The following is a 19,546-nucleotide window of genomic DNA, read 5'->3' as shown; positions in this document are numbered from 1 at the left end:
ATGAATTTACCAAAACTAAATATTACTCAGCAGTCGGCTATGATTGGAATGAATAAAACACCAGGTCAACTGTCAATTCGACAACCTCATGCAGAATTACACATTAGCCAACCGCCAGCAAACTTGAAGATACATAGGCGACCATCTAAATTGACTATAGACCAGTCACAAGCATTTAAAGAATTAAACATGGTTGGACCGGTTGAGGCGATTAAAGAGGCAGCTCAAGAAGGTAAACAGAAAGCTGCTGAAGGTGTATCTCGCATAGCGAATGAAGGGGATCAACTAATGCGTATTGAAAAAGGTGCAAATGGTGTTATCGCGCAAATCTCCGAAAATAATTCATTTAATGATTATCAACCTATTCAAATGAAGTGGATTCCCTCTAACTTTGCTGTTAAGTTCGATTATGATCCTGGAGACGTTCAAATTGAAGCCAATGCTAATAAGCCAATTATTAACGCAACACCTCATCAACCTGAAATAGATTATCAACAATCGAAACTTGATATTTATTTACAACAAGACAATCAAATTGATATAAATTTTGATAACTTGACATATAAGAACCTAGGTTTTGAAATGGAAATTTAGACAGGAAGTGGTGACTTATGAAATTAACGACTTTATACTTCGGTGAAATTGTAATAACTAAAGATGACATTTTAACATTTGATAATGGTCTGCCAGGTTTTCAGGAGTACAAGCAGTTTGTTCTATTAGATTTAGAGGGTAATCCAGCATTTAAGGTTTTACAATCGATTAACCAAGAAAACCTAGCATTTATAGTCACAAATCCATTCTTGATAGAAGCAAAATATGAATTCAAATTAGATCAGTCAACAAAACAACAGTTATATATCGAGGAACCTAATGATGTACAAGTATGGAATATTGTCACCGTACAAGACCCTTTTGAACGTTCTACTGTAAATTTAAAAGGACCTATCGTGATTAATGTAAAACATAAAAAAGGAAAACAATTACTGCTTTCAGAATTCAATTATTCGACTAAATCTCCAATCAAAGGAGGGGAGCCGAACCATGCTAGTACTCACAAGGAAAATCGGTGAATCAATTCAAATTGGTGATGATATTGAAGTGAAGGTTGTGTCAGTAAATGGTGATCAAATTAAACTCGGCATTGAGGCTCCTAAACATATTGATATTCATCGGTCTGAAATCTACCAACAAATCTTACAAGAAAATCGAAATGCTAGCAAATTGACATTGGATACAATAAATTTATTAAAAAATACAAAAAAACGACTAAACCTTTTTAAAAAAACCTCCGATATTAAACATGTAAGATAATCAGTCAAATGTCGGCCGACTTTCTGACTGTTTCATCTTGCCACAAGGATGTGGCAATTATAAAACTCAAGGAGGAATTTTAAATGATTATTAATAACAACATTCCAGCGTTGAATACTCACCGTCAAATGGGTATTAACCAAAACGCAATGCAATCTTCAATGGAAAAATTATCTTCAGGTCTACGTATTAACCGTGCTGGTGATGACGCAGCAGGTCTAGCAATTTCTGAGAAAATGCGTGGACAAATCCGTGGTTTAGATCAAGCTAGCCGAAACGCTCAAGATGGTATCTCAATGATTCAAACAGCAGAAGGCGCATTAAACGAATCTCACTCAATCCTTCAACGTATGAGAGAACTAGCTGTTCAGTCTGCTAACGATACTAACACGAATGAAGATCGTGCTGAACTTCAAAAAGAAGTGGATGCATTAGTAGAAGAAATCGATCGTATCTCGCAAGATACTGAATTTAACACTCAAACTTTATTAGATGGTGAATTAGAAGTTAATTTCCATATTGGTGCAAATGAAGGTCAAAGCATTGAATTAGGAGTAGGAGACATGTCAGCAGAAGGTCTAGCTATAAACGAGATTGATATCTCAGAGCAAGAAGGTGCTGATGAAGCAATTACAACAATCCAAGAGGCAATTGATACGGTTTCAGGTCAACGTTCAGATCTTGGTGCTGTTCAAAACCGCTTAGAGCATACTATTGCGAATCTAGACAATTCTTCAGAAAATCTATCTGCGGCAGAATCACGTATTCGTGATGTTGACATGGCCAAAGAGATGATGGAAATGACTAGAGCAAACATTCTTTCTCAAGCATCTCAATCAATGTTAGCTCAGGCAAATCAACAACCACAATCAGTACTACAATTATTAGGATAATTAGAAATAAGTCTGGGACTCTAGTAAATCTAGAGTCTCTTTTTTTGTTTTGGACTAAAAAATCACTAAGTTATGCCGATATTAAATATAAAGAATAGATTGAGGAGTTGTTTGTAGATGAAAGTAGAAAGCATTTTGTCTAATTCTCAACTCCTGCGGGGCACGGGCGAACAGACATTACATAAATTTAACAGCTTAAGTTATAGGCCGGCATTGCAGGCGGAAGAAAATAATAGAGAGTTAATACAGCCTATTGAAGATATTACGAAAGAAAAGGCTGAGGAGTTAGTAGAAGGATTAAATGATTTTCTCGAACCCATGAAAACATCAATACATTTCGAGTTTCATGATAAGCTTGATCGATATTATGTCTCAGTTGTAGACAAGGAGACAAAAGAGGTAGTTAAGGAAATTCCTCCTAAGAAACTACTTGATGTTTATGCAGCAATGGCAGAATTTATGGGTTTTATAGTCGATGAACGAATCTAAACGAGGTGAGAGAATTGATCAATAACAATATGAGGTTGACTGGTTTTGCGTCTGGTATGGACATAAATCAAATGGTAAAGGACTTGATGAAGGCAGAACGCTTACCCTTACAGAAGATGGAACAGAATCAATTATGGTTGACACAAAAACGAGATGCATACCGTGAGGTTAATACGAAACTATTAGATTTTAAGACTCAATTTTTAGACATGAGGATGTCTTCTACTTATATGTCCAAAACAGCTTCTAGTTCTACTGAAGCAATTTCTGTTTCAGCGAATAACCAGGCATCAGAAGGAAATTATTCCTTAGATGTCAATCAATTAGCTAGTGCTGCTATAAGAGTCTCAAATCCAGAAGGAACTACGTTTGGAGAAGGCTATGATGCTGAACAGGCATTAGGGCAAGAGTATGTGGGACAAGAAGTTAGTTTTGATTATTATAATAAAGATGGACTTCAATCTGTTTCATTTACAATTGAAGATGGTGATTCACTTAATGATGTTCTATCAAGAATATCTGATGAATCAAATGAAGACGTTCGAGCCTTTTATGATCAAACTTCCAATCGAGTATTTATGGAAAGAACAGAAACAGGTAATTATAATGCAAATGGAAATGAATTTAATAATCTATCAGCTTTCTTTACTGATTCATTAAATGTCTCTACTACTGAACAAGGTGGAGAGGATGCTATCTTTCAATATAATGGAATTGATATGACATCTCATAACAATGAGTATCAACTTAATGGATTATCTTTGCATTTTAATGAGACTACTAATGGTCCTGTAAACGTTACTGTACAGAAAGATACTAATCAAGCAGTAGAAAAAATTAAAGGCTTTATCGAAAAGTATAATGAATTGATTGATTTTGTTAATGAAAAGGTTGGAGAAGAGCGGTTTCGTGACTACCCACCTTTAACTGAAGACCAAAAAAAAGAAATGTCTGAAAGGGAAATCGAACTTTGGGAAGAACGTTCTAAAAGTGGAGAACTTAGAAATGATGGGATTTTAAGACGAGGAGTATCTGATATGCGTACTGCATGGTACGGATCAGTAGATAACCCTAATGGTGACTTAAATAGTATAATAGACGTTGGAATTACTACAACTTCTAACTGCGCGAGGTGGTAAGCTGGAAGTTGATGAAGCGAAACTGAGAGAAAAGTTACAGGAAGACCCTGATGCTGTGTACCGATTGTTTTCTAATAGTGAAGAAGGAAACTCTCGAGGAATACTTAACCGTGTTGAAGATGTAGTTGAAACAACTATGAATAGTATTGAAGAACGTGCAGGCAGTCCTGCACAAACTGATTTTCAATATACAATGGGGCGAGAATTAAAGAGTACGGCAGAGCGCATGGTAGACTTTGAACGTCGTATGCAACAAACAGAGGATAGGTATTGGGAACAGTTCACTGCAATGGAGCAGGCGATGCAAAAGTATAATCAACAAGCATCATATATGATGCAAGCCTTTGGTGGAATGCAACAATAAAAGGAGTGTTATTTATGGCATATGGAACACAACCTCATATAGCTTATCAACAAATTCAGTTACAACTGCCACACCTGAAGAATTAACACTCAAACTATATAGCGGGTGTATTCGTTTCATTAAATTAGCAGACAAAGCTATAGTAGAAGAAAATATACAAGATAAAAATACTAATATACAAAAAGCTCAAGACATAATCCGTGAGTTAATGGTAACATTGAATATGGATTATGATATATCTCATCAATTGATGCCACTATATGAATATATGCATCATCAATTGACTCAAGCAAACGTTAAAAATGATCCTTCTATATTAAAAGAGGTTCAAGGTATGGTTGAAGGTTTTCGTGAAACATGGCAACAAGTAATCAAGGCCAATAAGCTTCAAACACAAGCTAGATAGGAGCCTTAGCAAATGTCAGAAGTTAAAGAATTATTTAGTATAACTCAACAAATGGTGCATAAATTTAGACGTTCAAATCACAGTGACAGAGAAGAACTTATTAAAGTTTTTGAGAATTTGTTGAAAATAGAGATCGTTTAATGAAAGACATTGATCCACCTTACACAGATGAAGAAAAACAACTCGGTCAAGAAATTATAAAACTAGATGAAGAGTTAAAGGTTTTGGTTATTAAATACCTAGGATCGATTCAGCAAGATATTAGTGTTATGTCAAAAAGAAGCTTTCGAATAAAAATATATTAATCCCTATGCAAGTCTATACGGGATAGATGGAAGCTATATTGATAAAAGAAATTAACCCAAACGCTATAGCGTTTGGGTTAATTTTATAATGAGACTAAGTTTTTTGGCTTGAAATCGATTTGACTTTTGATATTATCTTTTTGCGATTTGTAACTCATTAGAATTAATATTTAAACGATTTAAATTTATGTCATTAATTTTGAGTTGATTTTTCATATCGAATGCGAAGTAAATTTCTACTTCAGTTAAATGTTCAAATACAACGTTGAGTATATCTGACACTTCAATGGAAGTATTTATCACTTCATTCTCAAGTTTATCAGAAATCCCCATAAGTGATTTTATTTTTGAGTTTAGCTCTGTTACAAATTCAATGTCACCCATTTGACTGATAGGACTAAGATTGGCAATTTCCCATTTGTTATCAGAGTTATTAATTAGTTGAACCTTTAAAAAGTTGTTACTCTCATTATTGAGAGATTTATTGATGACGAAATACTGGTTCTTTTTTAAGAGCTTCTTTTAGAAAGTGCTCTAATGTTAGCTTGTTGTACCTTTTTTCATTACCGTTTTCAATAACTAAATACTCAAGAGCTTCAAGTTTTTCTATATAATAATGTTGTGTAGAACTTGACTTAAATCGCGGTTGTAATGTTACTTTTTTATTTTGTTCAATAAAATTAACAATTTCTTTAACTTTATCCACAGATTTGAATGGTAATAAGTACTCGTTTGGAAAATTAGATTGTGCTAATACTTCATATATATTGAGTGTATTTAGGTCTGATTCATAGGTTTCGTTCATAATAGGTATACTTTGAAATTCTTCGTATATATTATTGTTTTTATCTGTGCCGTTCAGACAATCATATATAACGTCAGGATAGTTTACGACTTTTTCAATCCATTTATTATTTTCAAAAAACTTTCCTCTAATCAGCATTTCTTCATAGTCAACATCAATTGGTGTGAAATAAATAAATTTAAATTATCATAATTGGCAACATATGCTGTCGTTAAAATGAAATCATCTGCTTGTTTTTGTTTCCTAAAATCCCCAACATTATTTTATCATCTGTTTTAAAGTATTCTAGATTAGACTCGTTCGCATTAAATTGATTTTTTAACAAACTTCTGTCATTAAAATGATTTGTATGGAATATTCTATTTTGGCTAGGTATCTGCTATACGCAATCACATTTGCAGCTCTTTCTTCTTCGTGTGCAAAAGTCTGTGGACCAACGTTTGCCTCGTGAAGCCAAAAGCGTCTGTTTACATCAATAGCTATATCTAAACCCATTTCGTCAATAGCAAGACCATGTAATTTATCAATATGGAAAGCTAAATCCATAGCTAAAGTCTTCATTTTCTTATCAAGTTTTTTCCTTCTGAATCACCAAACTCGTTTATTAAAAACTCTTCTGTATCTCTAAGGTTACCACCTTTAATTAGATCAATTTGAATACTATTGGAGCTGCCGGTTCTAGGATAGATTTTAGTAATTTGCCATTTGCCTTCACCATTCTTTTGCATATGAGCACGAAAGTCAAAAGGTTCATCATTTTTTGTACGCGCATTAATATATTTTTGTACTATATAATTGTTAGGTAGAATTTTTTCATGAATTAAATTAGAGAATTTTTCTCTATTCATAATGACCGTGTTTTTCTTTCAGTAACTCTATAACGATCTCCCTTTTTTGAACGAAGTAAATGTTCTCACCTCGAGCACCGCGAATCGGTTTTATAACTGCTTTTTCGTTTTCTCTTAAAAATTCATGGACAATATATTCTTCATCTACTACTTTGAATGGAGCTAATAACTCAGCGTATTTTTTGTTTTTAACAATTTTTTTAGGTAAATTAAATTTATCTCCAAACACAAATGATGTAAAAGGTATTTTCTTTCTCAGTTTACGTTCAATCAATGTCTGTTGGTAGATTGTTTTTGGAAAAATATTGTGAATAACATCTGGAAATGGAAACATCATTTTGTTTCTTTGATTACCTTCAAAGAACTCACCGTGAATTTGCTCGCTTTCAATATCTACATCCTTTGAAGTAAAGAAAAAGATATTTGTATTTGCTTTTTCTGCTTCACTAACCAATGCTTTTACACGTTTCTCAGGATAAGCGTCAATAGGGTTCATGTTATTTTCATAAACACCAATTGTTATAGATTCTTTCTCATGTACATTAGGTAAAAGACTTAAGATTTCTTTTTCCATTTTTTAAGGTAGGAATAAAATAAATTGTAAAGTTTCAGTTGTTTTTATCAATTCATTGTTTTCGATAGTGGTTGATATGGTTTTGAAGTTATTAGTAATCTTGTTTTCATATGTACTTAAGCTCTGTTTTAGTTCTTGATCCTTATTAATCATATTTTGAACAGCCGTATAACCTTCAATAATAGAACTGAATATATATATGCTTTCCGTATACTTTTTGTCTCTTGTTAAAGCTAGAAAATGCTCAGAAGCTTCAACTAATGTATCGACTATATTAATTAATTGATTTTGATCTTGCTCGGCTAACTTCATAATGTCTCACTCCTTATGTTTATATTAACAATATTTATATCGGTATGAAACTCAATTTGTTAATACAACAGTTTATTATCTGCACTGAATATTAACTAAATATTATAAATATTTTTATTGTTTAGGTAGGGATATTTGCGGGTATTGTAGAATATAGATTACATATCTTGAAAGGAGGATATGCATATGAACTATAACATCAGAGGAGAAAACATCGAAGTCACGAATGCGATCCGAGAGTATGTAGAGAAAAAGATAGGGAAGTTGGAACGTTATTTTGACACAACACCAACTTCAGATGTAAATGTGAACTTGAGTGTACACAATGATGGGCAGCGTATCGAGGTGACAATCCCGATGACGGATTTGTTACTGAGAGCAGAGGTAGGTCACGCTGATTTATATGCCGCAACCGATTTGGTGGTTGATAAGTTAGAACGACAAATTCGTAAGTATAAACAAAGGTTAATCGTAAAGCTAGACAGGCAGGAGCACCAAAACACGTTTTGCTGAATTAGAGCGTGAAGCTGCGGTTGCTGTTAATGAAGAAGCTGAAGAAGAGGATATCCAAATCGTTAAGAAAAAACGTTTTGATTTGAAACCAATGGATGAAGAGGAAGCAGTCTTACAAATGGATATGTTAGGGCACAACTTCTTCGTATTTGAAAATGCTGAAACTGGTGAAACAAACGTGGTTTATAAGCGTAATGATGGTAAATACGGGTTGATTGAAACTTAATACATGACTATTAAGCCGCTCCAGGTGTTGGGGCGGCTTTGCTGTGTGGAAGTCGTTTTATGAGACAGGGAGTTGATAAAATGAGAATTCGTTTAACAGATTATAAAGATGAATGGAAAGCAATGTTCAGGGATGAAGCACAATTCCTTAAAAATATTTTGGTCAAGAAATAATCGATATTGAACACTTTGGCAGTACGTCGGTCAAAGGTATGAAAGCCAAGCCTGTGATTGACATGATGTGTATTGTGAGAGAAATAGATAATATTGATAACTTTAATGATGAAATGGCATCACTAGGTTATGATGTTGCGGGCGAGTGGGGGGATTACAGGTAGGAGGCTATTTAGAAAAGGTGGAGATGAGAGAACTCACCATATTCATTTTTACCAGTATGATCATCCAGAAATAGATAGACATTTAGTCGTTCGAGATTATTTAAGGTCTCACCCTGAAGAAGTAGCGGCATATAACCAATTAAAAGAAGAGCTAGCAATTCTATATGATGACACAAGCGATTACAGTCCAGCTAAAAAAGATTACGTAAGTAGGCTGGAGCAAAGAGCTTTGTCATGGAAAGGTGAAGACTCTACCTTTTTTCAAAACGGTGACTTAGAAGTACGTCCATTAAATCAAATGGATATACCGTCTTTAGCAAAGTGGCTGTCAGATCATCGTGTCCTGGAGTATTATGAAGATCGAGACCAATCATTTGATGCAGAACAAGTTCGAGAAAACTTTTTCATTAAAGATAGTGACACGGTTCGTTGCATGGTGTTATTTAAAGGCAAGAGAATAGGGTACATACAATTTTACGAAGCGGAGAATGAATTTATAGAGGAACATGGTTATATGGGTCAAAAAGTTTATGGAATTGATCAGTTCATTGGAGAGCCTACTTATTGGAACAAGGGTATTGGGTCATTGCTTGTATCGTCAATGGTCAGCTTTTTAATTTATAAAAAAGGGGCTGATGTGGTGGTAATGGATCCACAAGTTAGAAACACAAGAGCTTTGCGCTGTTATGAAAAGTGTGGTTTTGATAAAGTGAAGGTGCTTCCTGAACACGAATTGCATGAAGGTGTGTACCAAGATTGTTGGTTGATGGAATACAAAAGTTTAGAACTTAACGAATATCGATAAGGAATATTAGTTTATCTAAGAATTAGACTAACCAATTACCAGAACCACTTAAGTTTAAAGAGAAAGCTGAGATCTGAACACTGTGATATGAAAAAGGAGAAATTAACAATGAGTATTGAACAAAAACTCTATGAATCTGCAGTTGGTTTAATAAAACAACGATACCCTACTGGGTGGGGCGGTGCAGCGGCTATGTATACCGAAGACGGCAAGGTTTTAACTAGTGTCGCTCCTGAAGTGATTAATGCCTCAACTGAATTATGTATTGAAACGGGTGCCATCCTTGAAGCGCATAAATTACATACAAAAGTGACACATTCCGTTTGTGTAGCAAGAGAAAGTGAAAATGATGAATTCCAAGTATTAACCCCTTGTGGTGTTTGCCAGGAAAGATTGTTCTACTAGGGTGCAGATGTGAGGGCGGCAGTGACTAACACGGATGGTCAAATAGTGTTTAAGACACTTGAGGAGATCCAGCCATATCATTGGTCTAAGGCATACGATGATATTTTTGGTGAGTAATCACGCTGAAAAAACTTTAAAAAAGTTAAAAAAACATCATTTTTCAATTTTCGTCTGCAAATCGCTAATTTCTACATCATAATCTGACCTAAAACTTCAATATTTATTAGTAGAAAATCGAATTTTCGGGGGTGTGACACAAATAATTTAGTCATGGTATAACTTAATCAACAAGACAAAAGGGGGACTGAAAAGTGAACCATACGACTCCAGCAACTTGCTGCCCCAGTTGTTCAGAGTTGAAAAATATGTGGATCAACAAGCTGAGTTGATCTCGCAGTTAATGCGCATGATTGCCCATACCCACGAAAAGTTATTGTCATGCAGAAAACAGTCCAAAGTATCCAAAAGGAAAAAGAGGTGAGTTATGCTTACTCTGTTTCCGAACCCAACCAATCCTCCGAATGCCGGTCATAGTGATTAACCCTCAAACATAATAGTCCCCTTTATTTGGGTCTTGTTGAAGGTCAGTTTCCAAGGTTCTGACCTTCTTTTTCTATTATAAGCGCATAAATCGCGTGTTTTAGACAATTTCCTTTTATTGTACCTCTGTTTTTTTAGTGTTATCATTATACTTGGATTATTGTAAATGAAGAATTAGAGGTGCAGACTATATGAGGCAATTGTTAACGAAAGTTTTTGGTGATGGAAATTCAAAACAGCTTAAAAAACTTGAAAAATTGCGAATGAAATAGAAGAAAAAGAGTCTGACATTAAGCTCTTGTCTGATTCTGAACTTCAGCGTAAAACAGATGAGTTTAAAGAACGTTATCAAAATGGTGAATCATTAGATGATTTATTAGTTGAAGCTTATGCCGTTGTAAGAGAAGCGGCTGTGCGTGTGTTAGGTCTTAGACCTTACCTAGTACAGTTATTGGTGCTATTGCGCTTCATCATGGTGATATTGCTGAGATGAAGACTGGTGAAGGTAAAACATTAGCATCTACCATGCCGGCATATTTGAACGCTTTAACTGGTAAAGGGGTTCATATTATTACGGTAAACGATTATTTAGCTGATCGTGACTCGAAAGAAATGGGTCAGTTATATGAATGGTTAGGTTTAACAGTTGGTTTAAATACGAATGATTTATCTAAAGATGAAAAACGTGAAGCGTATGCTTGTGACATCACGTATGGTACGAACAATGAATTTGGATTCGACTATTTACGTGACAACATGGTTCTTTATAAGGAAAAAATGGTTCAAAGGCCATTACATTATGCGATTGTCGATGAAGTTGACTCAATTTTAATTGATGAGGCGCGGACTCCGCTAATCATTTCAGGGTCTCAAAAGCGTTCTCAGTCTAATTACATGCAAGCTGATTCGTTTGTTCGTACGTTAAACGGTGAGGATGATTACACGTACGATGAAAAACGAGAAATGTACAGTTAACAGAGTCTGGTATTACTAAAGCTGAGAACTATTTTAATATTGAAAACCTATATGATTTAAATAATGTGACTTTGACTCACCATATTAACCAGGCTTTAAAAGCACATGTGGTGATGCAGCGTGATACGGATTATGTGGTTCAAGATGGTGAGGTTGTCATTGTCGACCAATTTACAGGTCGTTTAATGAAGGGTCGTCGTTATAGCGATGGCTTACACCAAGCTATTGAGGCTAAAGAAGGTCTTCAAATTCAGAAAGAAGTATGACGTTAGCTACTATTACGTTCCAGAACTTCTTCCGTATGTATGATAAATTAGCGGGTATGACAGGTACAGCTAAAACAGAAGAAGAGGAATTTCGTAACATCTATAATATGAGGGTTGTTGCGATTCCAACGAATAAACCTATTATTCGTCAAGATTATTCTGATCTAATTTATAAATCGGTTGAAGGTAAATATAAAGCGTTAGTTCAAGACATTAAAGAACGTTATGAAAAAGGACAGCCCGTGCTAGTTGGTACAGTTGCGGTTGAAACCTCAGAGATTATCTCTAAACTCTTAAAACAAGCTGGCGTTAAGCACAACGTTTTAAACGCGAAAAACCACTTTAGAGAAGCAGAAATTATCCAAGAGGCAGGACAAAAAGGTTCTGTAACGATTGCAACGAACATGGCCGGTCGTGGTACGGATATTAAACTTGGAGATGGTGTTCGTGAGTTAGGCGGTCTTGCGGTTATTGGTACAGAGCGTCATGAATCACGCCGTATTGATAATCAGCTTCGTGGTCGTTCGGGTCGTCAAGGTGACCCAGGTGAGTCACAGTTCTATCTTGCGATGGAAGATGAGCTAATGCGCCGTTTTGGGTCAGATAACATGCGCAACATGATGGACCGACTTGGCATGGATGATGATCAGCCAATCGAAAGTAAAATGGTTTCACGTGCTGTAGAATCAGCTCAAAAACGGGTTGAGGGAAATAACTTTGATGCTCGCAAGCAGCTACTTGCTTATGATGACGTGTTAAGACAGCAGCGTGACATTATCTATGAACAACGTCAGCAAGTGTTAACGAGTGAAAATTTACGAGAGATCATTATAAATATGATTCGTTCAACGGTTACCCGTAATGTTCAAGCCTACACTCAAGATGAAGACGATGAAAAATGGGAGCTAGATGGATTAGTTGATTTCATTCACGCTAACATTCTAGAGACTGATGAGATTAACGCCAATGATTTAAAAGGTAAAGAACCTGATGAAATTATTGATCTCATTATGGAACTCGTGAATAAAAAATATGATGAACGTGAAGAAGAATTAACTGAAGAACAGATGCGTGAATTTGAACGCGTGATTTTACTTCGCACAGTGGATTCTAAATGGATGGATCACATCGACCAGATGGATCAGCTGCGCCAAGGTATTCACCTTCGTGCTTACGGTCAAACCGATCCACTTCAAGAGTATAATATGGAAGGTTTCTCAATGTTCGAAGAGATGATTGCTGAAATCGAACAAGAAGTTTCGAAATATGCGATGAAGGCGCAAATCAGAGATAACCTGCAGCGTGTTGAGGTTGCCTCTGGTACGAAAGCTGTCTCAGGCGGACGTCAAAATGAAGAGAAGAAAAAGAAACCTTATATTAAGAAAGAGAATATTGGTCGTAATGACCCATGTCCTTGCGGAAGTGGCAAGAAGTATAAAAACTGTCACGGTAAAAATGCCTAAACCAAAATCCTCAGTCTTTTCGGAGACTGAGGATTTTTAATACATTTGTCAAGAATAGGTTGTTTTTTCCAAGACCTTAAGTGGTATACTAACAGTAGATACAGATGCAGTAGAGGTGATGAAATGGATTTATCAGAAATCAAAGATCAATTAAACAAACTACAAAACAGACTTGAAGACTTTAGGGGGTCTCTTTGACTTAGAAGAAGACCGAGAGAAGATCGCAGAACTAGAGCAACAAATGACAGCTCCCGAATTTTGGGATGACCCAAGTGGAGCGCAAAAAATTATTAATGAAGCCAATGCGCTAAAAGAACGAGTACAAAGCTTTGATAAAAACGAAGAGGATTTAGAAAATCTTGAAGTTCCTATGAATTAGTGAAAGAAGAAGGAGACGAAGAGCTGTTTGAGGATCTTCATAGGGAAATCCAGCGAGTGACCGAACAGTTTAATGAGTTTGAATTAGAGATTTTACTTAGTGAACCTTATGATAAAAACAACGCCATCTTAGAAATTCACCCAGGAGCGGGCGGGACAGAATCTCAAGACTGGGCTGAAATGTTACTTAGAATGTATAAACGTTATGGAGAGAAAAAAGGTTTTAAGGTTGAAACATTAGATTATTTACCTGGCGATGAAGCCGGAGTTAAAAGTGTAACCCTACTTATTAAAGGCCATAATGCATTTGGCTATTTAAAAGCTGAAAAAGGTGTGCATCGTTTAGTTAGAATTTCACCGTTTGATTCTTCGGGACGTCGTCACACATCCTTTGCATCGTGTGATGTCATGCCGGAGTTCAACGAAGAAGTTGAAATTGATGTTAAGACAGAGGACTTAAAGATTGATACTTATCGTTCTAGTGGTGCTGGTGGTCAGCATGTCAATACAACGGACTCGGCTGTTAGAATTACACACCTGCCAACCAATGTCGTTGTGACATGTCAATCTGAACGTTCTCAAATAAAAACCGAGAACAAGCAATGAAAATGTTAAAGTCGAAGTTATATCAACTAGAGATTGAAAGACAACAGCAAGAACTCGATGAAATTCGAGGTGAGCAAAAAGAAATTGGTTGGGGCAGTCAAATTAGGTCTTATGTTTTCCATCCATATAATATGGTGAAAGATCACCGTACAAATTTAGAAAATGGTAATACTCAAGCAGTTATGGATGGTGACTTAGATTCATTTATAGATGCATTTTTAAGATCAAAAGTAAAAGGATAATTTATTTAGAATTGGGTAGAGTATTACCATAACATCTCAAAAGAGGAGGTCCTATTTATGAAAAAGATTCTTGTAGGTATGTTTAGTGTGATGTTAGTACTAGCTGCTTGTGGTGGCGGCGATGATGGCGGTAACAATGGTGATACTGGCGATACTGGTGACACAGGTGAAGAGCAATCTGGTGAAGAATCTGGTCAAGAAAGTGGCGGCGAACAAACTGCCCAAGCTGGTGAAGAAGTTTATAAGACCAACTGTGCTAGTTGTCACGGTGGAGACTTAAGTGGTGGCATGGGTCCATCTCTAAAAAATGTTGGTGATAACTATAGTGCTGATGACATTGTAGGTATTATCAAAAATGGTAAAGGGCAAATGCCAGCACAAGATCAAGTTAGTGAAGAAGATGCACAAAAGTTGCCGATTGGTTAGTAAATAGGTAATATAATGACAAATGTCCTTGGATTTAGGTCCAAGGGCTATTTTTTTGTCTTTGTAACTCACTTTTTAACGTTTGAAATAAAAATGTAACAAAATTTTTCCCTAAACAAAATGTCGTAACGTGTTATAATATAAAATATCTGAATAAAAGGTTTAATATAAAATAGGAATAATTGTCGATATATGATATAATGAATGTTGAAATAAATGAATTTTCAGAAATTTCATGGCTTTTCTTTTACAACAGGAGGTACTGTGGCGTCTATGATTCAAATGAAAAATGTCTACAAGGTTTATAAGAATGGCGTGGCTGCCTTGAATGGCATAGATGTATCCATCCAAAAGGTGATTTTGTATATGTGGTAGGACCTAGTGGCGCCGGAAAAACATCGTTTATTAAAATGATGTATCGTGAGGAGGTCCCATCAAAAGGTGAAGTGTACATAAATAATGTGGAGTTAGGACGATTGAAAAAGAAAGATGTTCCGTTTTTAAGGCGCGATATAGGTGTTATCTTCCAAGACTTCAAATTGCTTCAGCGAAAGTCCGTTTATGAAAACGTATCTTTTGCGTTAGAAGTTATTGAAGAAAACCCTAAAAAGATCCGTCGTCGTGTCATGAGTGTACTCGATCAAGTTGGTTTAAAACATAAAGCGCGTTTTTATTCCAGCACAATTATCAGGTGGGGAGCAGCAACGGATTGCTATTGCAAGGGCAATCGTCAACAATCCGAAAGTTGTAATTGCTGATGAGCCAACTGGTAACTTAGACCCGGAGACGTCGTGGGAAATCATGAGGCTTTTTGAAGATATTAACTCATCTGGAACTACCGTCATTATGGCGACCCACAGTCAAGAGATTGTCAATAACATGAAAAAGCGCGTTATTGCGATGGAAAATGGACAAGTTGTAAGGGATGAGCATCGAGGAGAGTACGGTTATGAAGCTTAGTACAGCTAGAAGACACTTTAGAGAAGGTTCTAAAAACATCATAAGAAATAGCTGGATGACAGTCGCTTCAGTCGGTGCAGTAACGACCACATTAATTCTCGTTGGGATTTTTCTAGCTTTAATTCTGAACTTAAACCAAGTCGCACAAAACATTGAACAGGATGTACAAATGAATGTATATGTTGAACTTGGTGCGGAAGAACAAGCTATTGAGGAACTTGAATCTAACTTGAATGAATTATCCAATGTTAAGTCGATTGAGTATTCATCAAAAGAAGAAGAATTAAACAAACTGATTGAAGATATGGGTGAATCTGGTGATGAGTGGGGCATGATGTTTGAAGACAGTAACCCACTTAATGATGTGTTTGTAATTAAAGCAACCAATGCGAATTATTATAAGAATCTATCAAAACAAGTTAAACAGATGGATTACGTTGATGAGGTTGATTACTCTCAGGCAACCGTAGAACGTCTTTTAACTTTTAATAAATATGCTAGATACATAGGAATTGGGTTCATCACAGCGCTGCTATTTACAGCAATCTTCCTAATTTCTAATACGATTAGAATGACGATTATCGCAAGAGCAAATGAGATTGGCATTATGAAGTTAGTAGGGGCTAAGAACAGCTTTATTCGCTGGCCATTCTTTATAGAAGGAATGTTAATGGGAGTGATTGGTTCCATTATTCCAATCACAATGGTTGTAGTTGGCTACTACTATCTATATCAAAATGTAGCTGGACGTAATTTACTGCCATTCGTAGAATTATTACCATTTAATCCATTTGCTTGGCAGCTGTCATTATTGTTACTTGGACTTGGAGTCTTTATCGGTGTTTGGGGAAGCGTAATGAGCGTAAGGAAATTCTTGAACGTATAGTGAGAGAGTATAATAGGAGGGAATGTGTGTTGTACAAAAGAATAACCGTTATTATGTCAGTAACGTTGTTAGCGATGTTTGGAGCAGCTTTTACTCAAGTTAATGAAGCACATGCAAATGTTGATCAAGAAATTAATGACCTAAAAGAGAAATCAGAAAAAGCTACTGAAAAACGAAAAGCTTTATCAGGTGAATTATCAAAATTAGAGAATTTAATTGAAGAAAACAAAGAAGAACAAAGCGAAATGAGAAGCAAGATTAATAGTTTAAAAGAAGAAATAAACAAAGCACAAAATCAGATTGATGAAAAGAAAGGCGAAATTGAACGTACGCAAAACGAAATTAAAAAAAGTCGAAAATGAAATTCAAGAATTAGAAGAAGAAATCGAGCGTTTAAAGCAAAAAATCAAAGAGTTAAAACAAAGTATTAAAGAAACGAAACGAAAAATTGAACAGCGTGAAGATTTACTAACAGATCGTTTGCGTAATCTTCAGCGTAATGGTGGTAGTGTTAAATACTTACAAGTAATTATGGGCGCATCTGATTTCGGTGATTTTATTAGCCGTACGCAAGCCGTTAGTAAAATCATGGATCAAGACCAAGCCATCTTAAGAGAGCATCTTAATGATAAGATGAAACTTGAGAAGGACAAGCAAGAGTTAGAAGATTCAAAGGCACAGGTTGAGGAAAATAAAAATCAATTATCTGCACAAAGAGACCAATTAGAAGGTCAAAAGGAATCGTTAGTTGCAGATATGAGAGACTTACAAGGTTTAGAGAGTAGCTTAAATGATAAGCTATCAGAACAGAATACATTATTAGCTAATCTTCAGAAAAAAGAAGAGGAACTACATGATCATAAAATGAGTATTGATGAAGAACGAGCGAATTTAGCTTCTCAGAAACGCGCTTTTGATAAGCTGATCGATGAACTTGAAGCGCAAAAGAGAGCAGAGAAAAAAGCTGCTCAATCTGGTGGAACTGTCCAACAGACAACGAATGTTAAAAATGACTCTGGATTTATTCGCCCAACAAGTGGTGTCTTAACATCTGGATTTGGAGGTCGTTGGGGTGACCTACACGCTGGTATAGACATTTCACGTCATGGCCCTGGCGTAGCCGTAAAAGCAGCTGCATCGGGAGTTGTGTCTCGTTCCTATTATTCTAGTAGTTACGGTAATGTAGTATTTATCGTACATATGGTTAACGGGCAAAAATATACAACGGTATATGCTCACATGAGAAATCGACTAGTATCAGAAGGTCAGACAGTTAGTCAAGGACAAGTAGTTGGTCACCAAGGTAATACAGGTCGTTCATATGGACAGCATTTACACTTTGAACTACACAAAGGAAGCTGGAATATGAGTAAATCTAATGCTGTTAACCCTGCAAGTTATGGAATTCAATAGTTTACTATACAACCTAATTGTTTATTCAATTAGGGTTGTTTTTATATTAAAAGGATATTTTTATAAAGTTTTAACTCGACTCATTACTTTAAGAACACGTCATGGTATAATAAACTAATACAAACATTGTATTTTATTGGGGTGAATCGATTGGAATTAACGAAGAAGTGGTTAGTGATGATTGTAGTTGTCTCCCTACTCGTTGGCGGAGGGGTTACAGCTGCGACACTAGAATTGTTAGATGAACCAAATGAACAAGCCAGCCCAACAAATGAGCAAGAGCAAGAAGAGCAGGAAGATGAGAACTCAGAACAAAAGGAACAAGAGGATTACTCAGATCTTGATGCTTTAAGCTACACAATGAATATTATTGAAGATGAATATGTTAAAGAAGTTTCTCGCGAAAAGTTAATTGAAGGTGCATTAGAAGGGATCGTTAATAAACTTGGCGACCCTTACAGTGAATATATGAATGCCGAGACGATGGAGCAGTTCCAAAGTCAAATCGAGTCTACCTTTGAAGGGATTGGGGCGGAGGTTACAAAGCGTGATAATTACATAACGATTGTATCCCCAATTAAAAATACTCCTGCGGAACGAGCGGGAATTAGACCTAACGATCGTATTTTAGAAGTTGACGGAAAGAGTCTTGAAGGGATGAGTGTGTTTGAAGCTGTTTCACTCATTCGCGGTGAAAAAGGATCGGACGTCACGTTGACAATTGATCGACCTGGAGACGGTGAACCGTTTAAAGTAACTATCACAAGAGATACGATTCCTGTTACAACAGTATATTCTGAAGTAGAAGAGCAAGACGGGAAAAAAGTAGGTATTCTTGAAATCCGTTCATTCTCTGAAAAAACGTCACAAGAGTTTAGTAAAGAATTGAAGAAGTTAGAAGATGAAGAGAATATAGACGGTTTAGTTATTGATGTTCGAGGTAACCCTGGTGGTTTACTTAACTCTGTTCAAGAGATATTAGGGAACTTTTTACCGAAAGATGAACCGTTTATGCAAGTTTCTATGAGAGACGGAGACCCACAGCCTTATTACCTAAAACAATCTGGTGAAAAGGATTATCCAATTTCGGTATTAACCAACGAAGGTAGTGCATCGGCTTCTGAGATTTTAGCTGGGGCGATGAAAGAAGTGGGTGGCTACGAAATTGTAGGTAAAACAACATTTGGTAAAGGTACCGTCCAGCAAACGATGGAAGTTGGAGATGGATTACTTAAACTAACGGTTATGAACTGGTTAGACCCAAGTGGGGATAAAATTAATGAAGTTGGTGTAGAACCTACTGTTAAAGCTGAACAGCCTGAATTTTTCTACACGTCACTCATTCAAACAGAAGAGCCTCTTGAGTATAATCAAACAGGGCAAGAAGTCGTTAAAATGCAAGTGATGTTAGAAGGTCTCGGTTACAAACCTGGTAGAACGGACGGTTATTTTAATCAGGAAACACAAACGGCCTTAGAAAATTTCCAGAAACAAAATGACCTTGACGTTACAGGTACATTAAATGAAAAAACTGAAGCAGCATTAGAACAACAAATATTAGATGCTGTAGATAACGCAAAGTATGATGAACAGTTACAAAAGGCAATGGAAGTACTTTTTAAATAATGTTTTAGGTGACTCAGCTTTGGTTGAGTC

18 protein-coding genes and 8 pseudogenes are annotated in these 19,546 nt (G+C 36.0%); 21 read left to right on the top strand and 5 right to left on the bottom strand.

Annotation, left to right across the window (positions count from 1 at the left end; genetic code table 11):
- The 9 genes and pseudogenes from JCM13188_RS01925 to fliT all read left to right on the top strand — a co-directional run.
- Positions 1-594, top strand: coding sequence for a DUF6470 family protein (locus tag JCM13188_RS01925; RefSeq protein ID WP_054751741.1), 594 nt, complete (start codon positions 1-3; stop codon positions 592-594).
- Positions 595-611: 17 nt separating this feature from the next.
- A complete protein-coding gene (gene fliW, locus JCM13188_RS01920) occupies positions 612-1,073 on the top strand; it encodes a flagellar assembly protein FliW (RefSeq protein WP_054751739.1) in 462 nt (153 codons plus the stop codon).
- On the top strand, positions 1,045-1,314 hold the full coding sequence (gene csrA / locus JCM13188_RS01915; protein ID WP_054751737.1) for a carbon storage regulator CsrA: 270 nt from the start codon (positions 1,045-1,047) through the stop codon (positions 1,312-1,314). The genes fliW and csrA overlap by 29 nt, the downstream gene beginning before the upstream one ends.
- A gap of 83 nt (positions 1,315-1,397) precedes the next feature.
- Complete coding sequence (locus JCM13188_RS01910; RefSeq protein WP_054751736.1) at positions 1,398-2,207, top strand: flagellin N-terminal helical domain-containing protein; 810 nt, start codon at positions 1,398-1,400, stop codon at positions 2,205-2,207.
- Between the two features lie 117 nt (positions 2,208-2,324).
- On the top strand, positions 2,325-2,696 hold the full coding sequence (gene flaG / locus JCM13188_RS01905; RefSeq protein ID WP_054751734.1) for a flagellar protein FlaG: 372 nt from the start codon (positions 2,325-2,327) through the stop codon (positions 2,694-2,696).
- A gap of 14 nt (positions 2,697-2,710) precedes the next feature.
- Positions 2,711-3,835, top strand: coding sequence for a flagellar filament capping protein FliD (gene fliD, locus JCM13188_RS01900; protein ID WP_279401241.1), 1,125 nt, complete (start codon positions 2,711-2,713; stop codon positions 3,833-3,835).
- Positions 3,798-4,199, top strand: coding sequence for a flagellar filament capping protein FliD (gene fliD / locus JCM13188_RS01895; protein WP_054751730.1), 402 nt, complete (start codon positions 3,798-3,800; stop codon positions 4,197-4,199). Before fliD (JCM13188_RS01900) ends, fliD (JCM13188_RS01895) begins: the two co-directional genes overlap by 38 nt.
- Positions 4,200-4,218: 19 nt before the next feature.
- On the top strand, positions 4,219-4,605 hold the full coding sequence (fliS, locus tag JCM13188_RS01890; protein WP_054751932.1) for a flagellar export chaperone FliS: 387 nt from the start codon (positions 4,219-4,221) through the stop codon (positions 4,603-4,605).
- 125 nt (positions 4,606-4,730) lie between these two features.
- Positions 4,731-4,910, top strand: a pseudogene (gene fliT, locus JCM13188_RS17495) (flagellar protein FliT); the annotation flags it as partial.
- A 132-nt stretch (positions 4,911-5,042) separates the two neighbouring features.
- On the opposite strand, the gene JCM13188_RS01885 reads toward fliT, so the two are convergent.
- The 5 genes and pseudogenes from JCM13188_RS01885 to JCM13188_RS01860 form a co-directional block, all read right to left on the bottom strand.
- Entirely contained in the window at positions 5,043-5,294 is a 252-nt protein-coding gene (locus JCM13188_RS01885) for a hypothetical protein (RefSeq protein ID WP_054751728.1), read from the bottom strand.
- A gap of 97 nt (positions 5,295-5,391) precedes the next feature.
- Complete coding sequence (locus JCM13188_RS01880) at positions 5,392-5,853, bottom strand: hypothetical protein (protein ID WP_054751726.1); 462 nt, start codon at positions 5,851-5,853, stop codon at positions 5,392-5,394.
- Positions 5,854-6,033: 180 nt separating this feature from the next.
- Positions 6,034-6,563, bottom strand: a pseudogene (locus JCM13188_RS20245) (YheC/YheD family protein).
- The gene (locus JCM13188_RS01865; protein WP_054751719.1) at positions 6,556-7,137 is read right to left on the bottom strand and encodes a YheC/YheD family protein; all 582 of its coding nucleotides are present in this window, start codon (positions 7,135-7,137) and stop codon (positions 6,556-6,558) included. Before JCM13188_RS01865 ends, JCM13188_RS20245 begins: the two are co-directional and overlap by 8 nt.
- Positions 7,138-7,140: 3 nt before the next feature.
- Positions 7,141-7,449, bottom strand: coding sequence for a DUF8042 domain-containing protein (locus JCM13188_RS01860; RefSeq protein ID WP_054751717.1), 309 nt, complete (start codon positions 7,447-7,449; stop codon positions 7,141-7,143).
- A gap of 186 nt (positions 7,450-7,635) precedes the next feature.
- On the opposite strand from JCM13188_RS01860, the pseudogene hpf reads away from it, so the two are divergent.
- The 12 genes and pseudogenes from hpf (at position 7,636) to JCM13188_RS01805 (ending at position 19,516) form a co-directional block, all read left to right on the top strand.
- Positions 7,636-8,188, top strand: a pseudogene (hpf, locus tag JCM13188_RS01855) (ribosome hibernation-promoting factor, HPF/YfiA family).
- Between the two features lie 80 nt (positions 8,189-8,268).
- A pseudogene (locus JCM13188_RS17490) lies at positions 8,269-8,772 on the top strand (GrpB family protein); the annotation flags it as partial.
- Positions 8,755-9,330, top strand: a complete 576-nt coding sequence (locus JCM13188_RS01850) for a GNAT family N-acetyltransferase (protein ID WP_279401277.1) — start codon at positions 8,755-8,757, stop codon at positions 9,328-9,330. The pseudogene JCM13188_RS17490 and the gene JCM13188_RS01850, both read left to right, overlap by 18 nt.
- Before the next feature lie 108 nt (positions 9,331-9,438).
- Positions 9,439-9,852, top strand: a pseudogene (locus JCM13188_RS01845) (cytidine deaminase).
- A gap of 614 nt (positions 9,853-10,466) precedes the next feature.
- A pseudogene (gene secA / locus JCM13188_RS01840) lies at positions 10,467-12,979 on the top strand (preprotein translocase subunit SecA).
- Positions 12,980-13,102: 123 nt separating this feature from the next.
- Positions 13,103-14,205 (top strand): annotated as a pseudogene (gene prfB, locus JCM13188_RS01835) (peptide chain release factor 2).
- 57 nt (positions 14,206-14,262) lie between these two features.
- The gene (locus JCM13188_RS01830) at positions 14,263-14,631 is read left to right on the top strand and encodes a c-type cytochrome (protein ID WP_054751715.1); all 369 of its coding nucleotides are present in this window, start codon (positions 14,263-14,265) and stop codon (positions 14,629-14,631) included.
- A 273-nt stretch (positions 14,632-14,904) separates the two neighbouring features.
- Positions 14,905-15,591: pseudogene (gene ftsE, locus JCM13188_RS20240) on the top strand (cell division ATP-binding protein FtsE).
- On the top strand, positions 15,581-16,477 hold the full coding sequence (gene ftsX, locus JCM13188_RS01820; RefSeq protein ID WP_054751713.1) for a permease-like cell division protein FtsX: 897 nt from the start codon (positions 15,581-15,583) through the stop codon (positions 16,475-16,477). The pseudogene ftsE and the gene ftsX overlap by 11 nt, the downstream one beginning before the upstream one ends.
- Before the next feature lie 29 nt (positions 16,478-16,506).
- Positions 16,507-16,839, top strand: a complete 333-nt coding sequence (locus JCM13188_RS01815) for a hypothetical protein (RefSeq protein WP_279401237.1) — start codon at positions 16,507-16,509, stop codon at positions 16,837-16,839.
- Positions 16,799-17,890: a murein hydrolase activator EnvC family protein gene (locus JCM13188_RS01810; RefSeq protein ID WP_054751709.1), complete on the top strand. Its 1,092-nt coding sequence runs from the start codon at positions 16,799-16,801 to the stop codon at positions 17,888-17,890. The genes JCM13188_RS01815 and JCM13188_RS01810 overlap by 41 nt, the downstream gene beginning before the upstream one ends.
- Positions 17,891-18,040: 150 nt before the next feature.
- Positions 18,041-19,516 carry a S41 family peptidase gene (locus JCM13188_RS01805; RefSeq protein WP_054751707.1) on the top strand — a complete coding sequence of 492 codons (1,476 nt, stop codon included), beginning with the start codon at positions 18,041-18,043 and terminating at the stop codon, positions 19,514-19,516.
- The last annotated feature ends 30 nt before the right edge of the window (positions 19,517-19,546 follow it).

Origin of the sequence: Piscibacillus salipiscarius JCM 13188 (genome assembly GCF_001311865.1) — a bacterium.
Classification (GTDB): Bacteria; Bacillota; Bacilli; order Bacillales; family Alkalibacillaceae; genus Piscibacillus; species Piscibacillus salipiscarius.
The sequence above is the reverse complement of the archived record's forward strand: the minus strand, read 5'-3'. Positions and strand labels throughout refer to the sequence as shown.

Coding starts and splice junctions, on each gene's coding strand:
- JCM13188_RS01860 (WP_054751717.1), bottom strand. CDS start 7,449: ATGAAGTTAGCCGAGCAAGATCAAAATCAATTAATTAATATAGTCGAT.
- fliW (WP_054751739.1), top strand. CDS start 612: ATGAAATTAACGACTTTATACTTCGGTGAAATTGTAATAACTAAAGAT.
- JCM13188_RS01865 (WP_054751719.1), bottom strand. CDS start 7,137: ATGGAAAAAGAAATCTTAAGTCTTTTACCTAATGTACATGAGAAAGAA.
- JCM13188_RS01830 (WP_054751715.1), top strand. CDS start 14,263: ATGAAAAAGATTCTTGTAGGTATGTTTAGTGTGATGTTAGTACTAGCT.
- JCM13188_RS01925 (WP_054751741.1), top strand. CDS start 1: ATGAATTTACCAAAACTAAATATTACTCAGCAGTCGGCTATGATTGGA.
- JCM13188_RS01885 (WP_054751728.1), bottom strand. CDS start 5,294: ATGGGTGACATTGAATTTGTAACAGAGCTAAACTCAAAAATAAAATCA.
- JCM13188_RS01910 (WP_054751736.1), top strand. CDS start 1,398: ATGATTATTAATAACAACATTCCAGCGTTGAATACTCACCGTCAAATG.
- flaG (WP_054751734.1), top strand. CDS start 2,325: ATGAAAGTAGAAAGCATTTTGTCTAATTCTCAACTCCTGCGGGGCACG.
- JCM13188_RS01880 (WP_054751726.1), bottom strand. CDS start 5,853: ATGCTGATTAGAGGAAAGTTTTTTGAAAATAATAAATGGATTGAAAAA.
- csrA (WP_054751737.1), top strand. CDS start 1,045: ATGCTAGTACTCACAAGGAAAATCGGTGAATCAATTCAAATTGGTGAT.
- ftsX (WP_054751713.1), top strand. CDS start 15,581: ATGAAGCTTAGTACAGCTAGAAGACACTTTAGAGAAGGTTCTAAAAAC.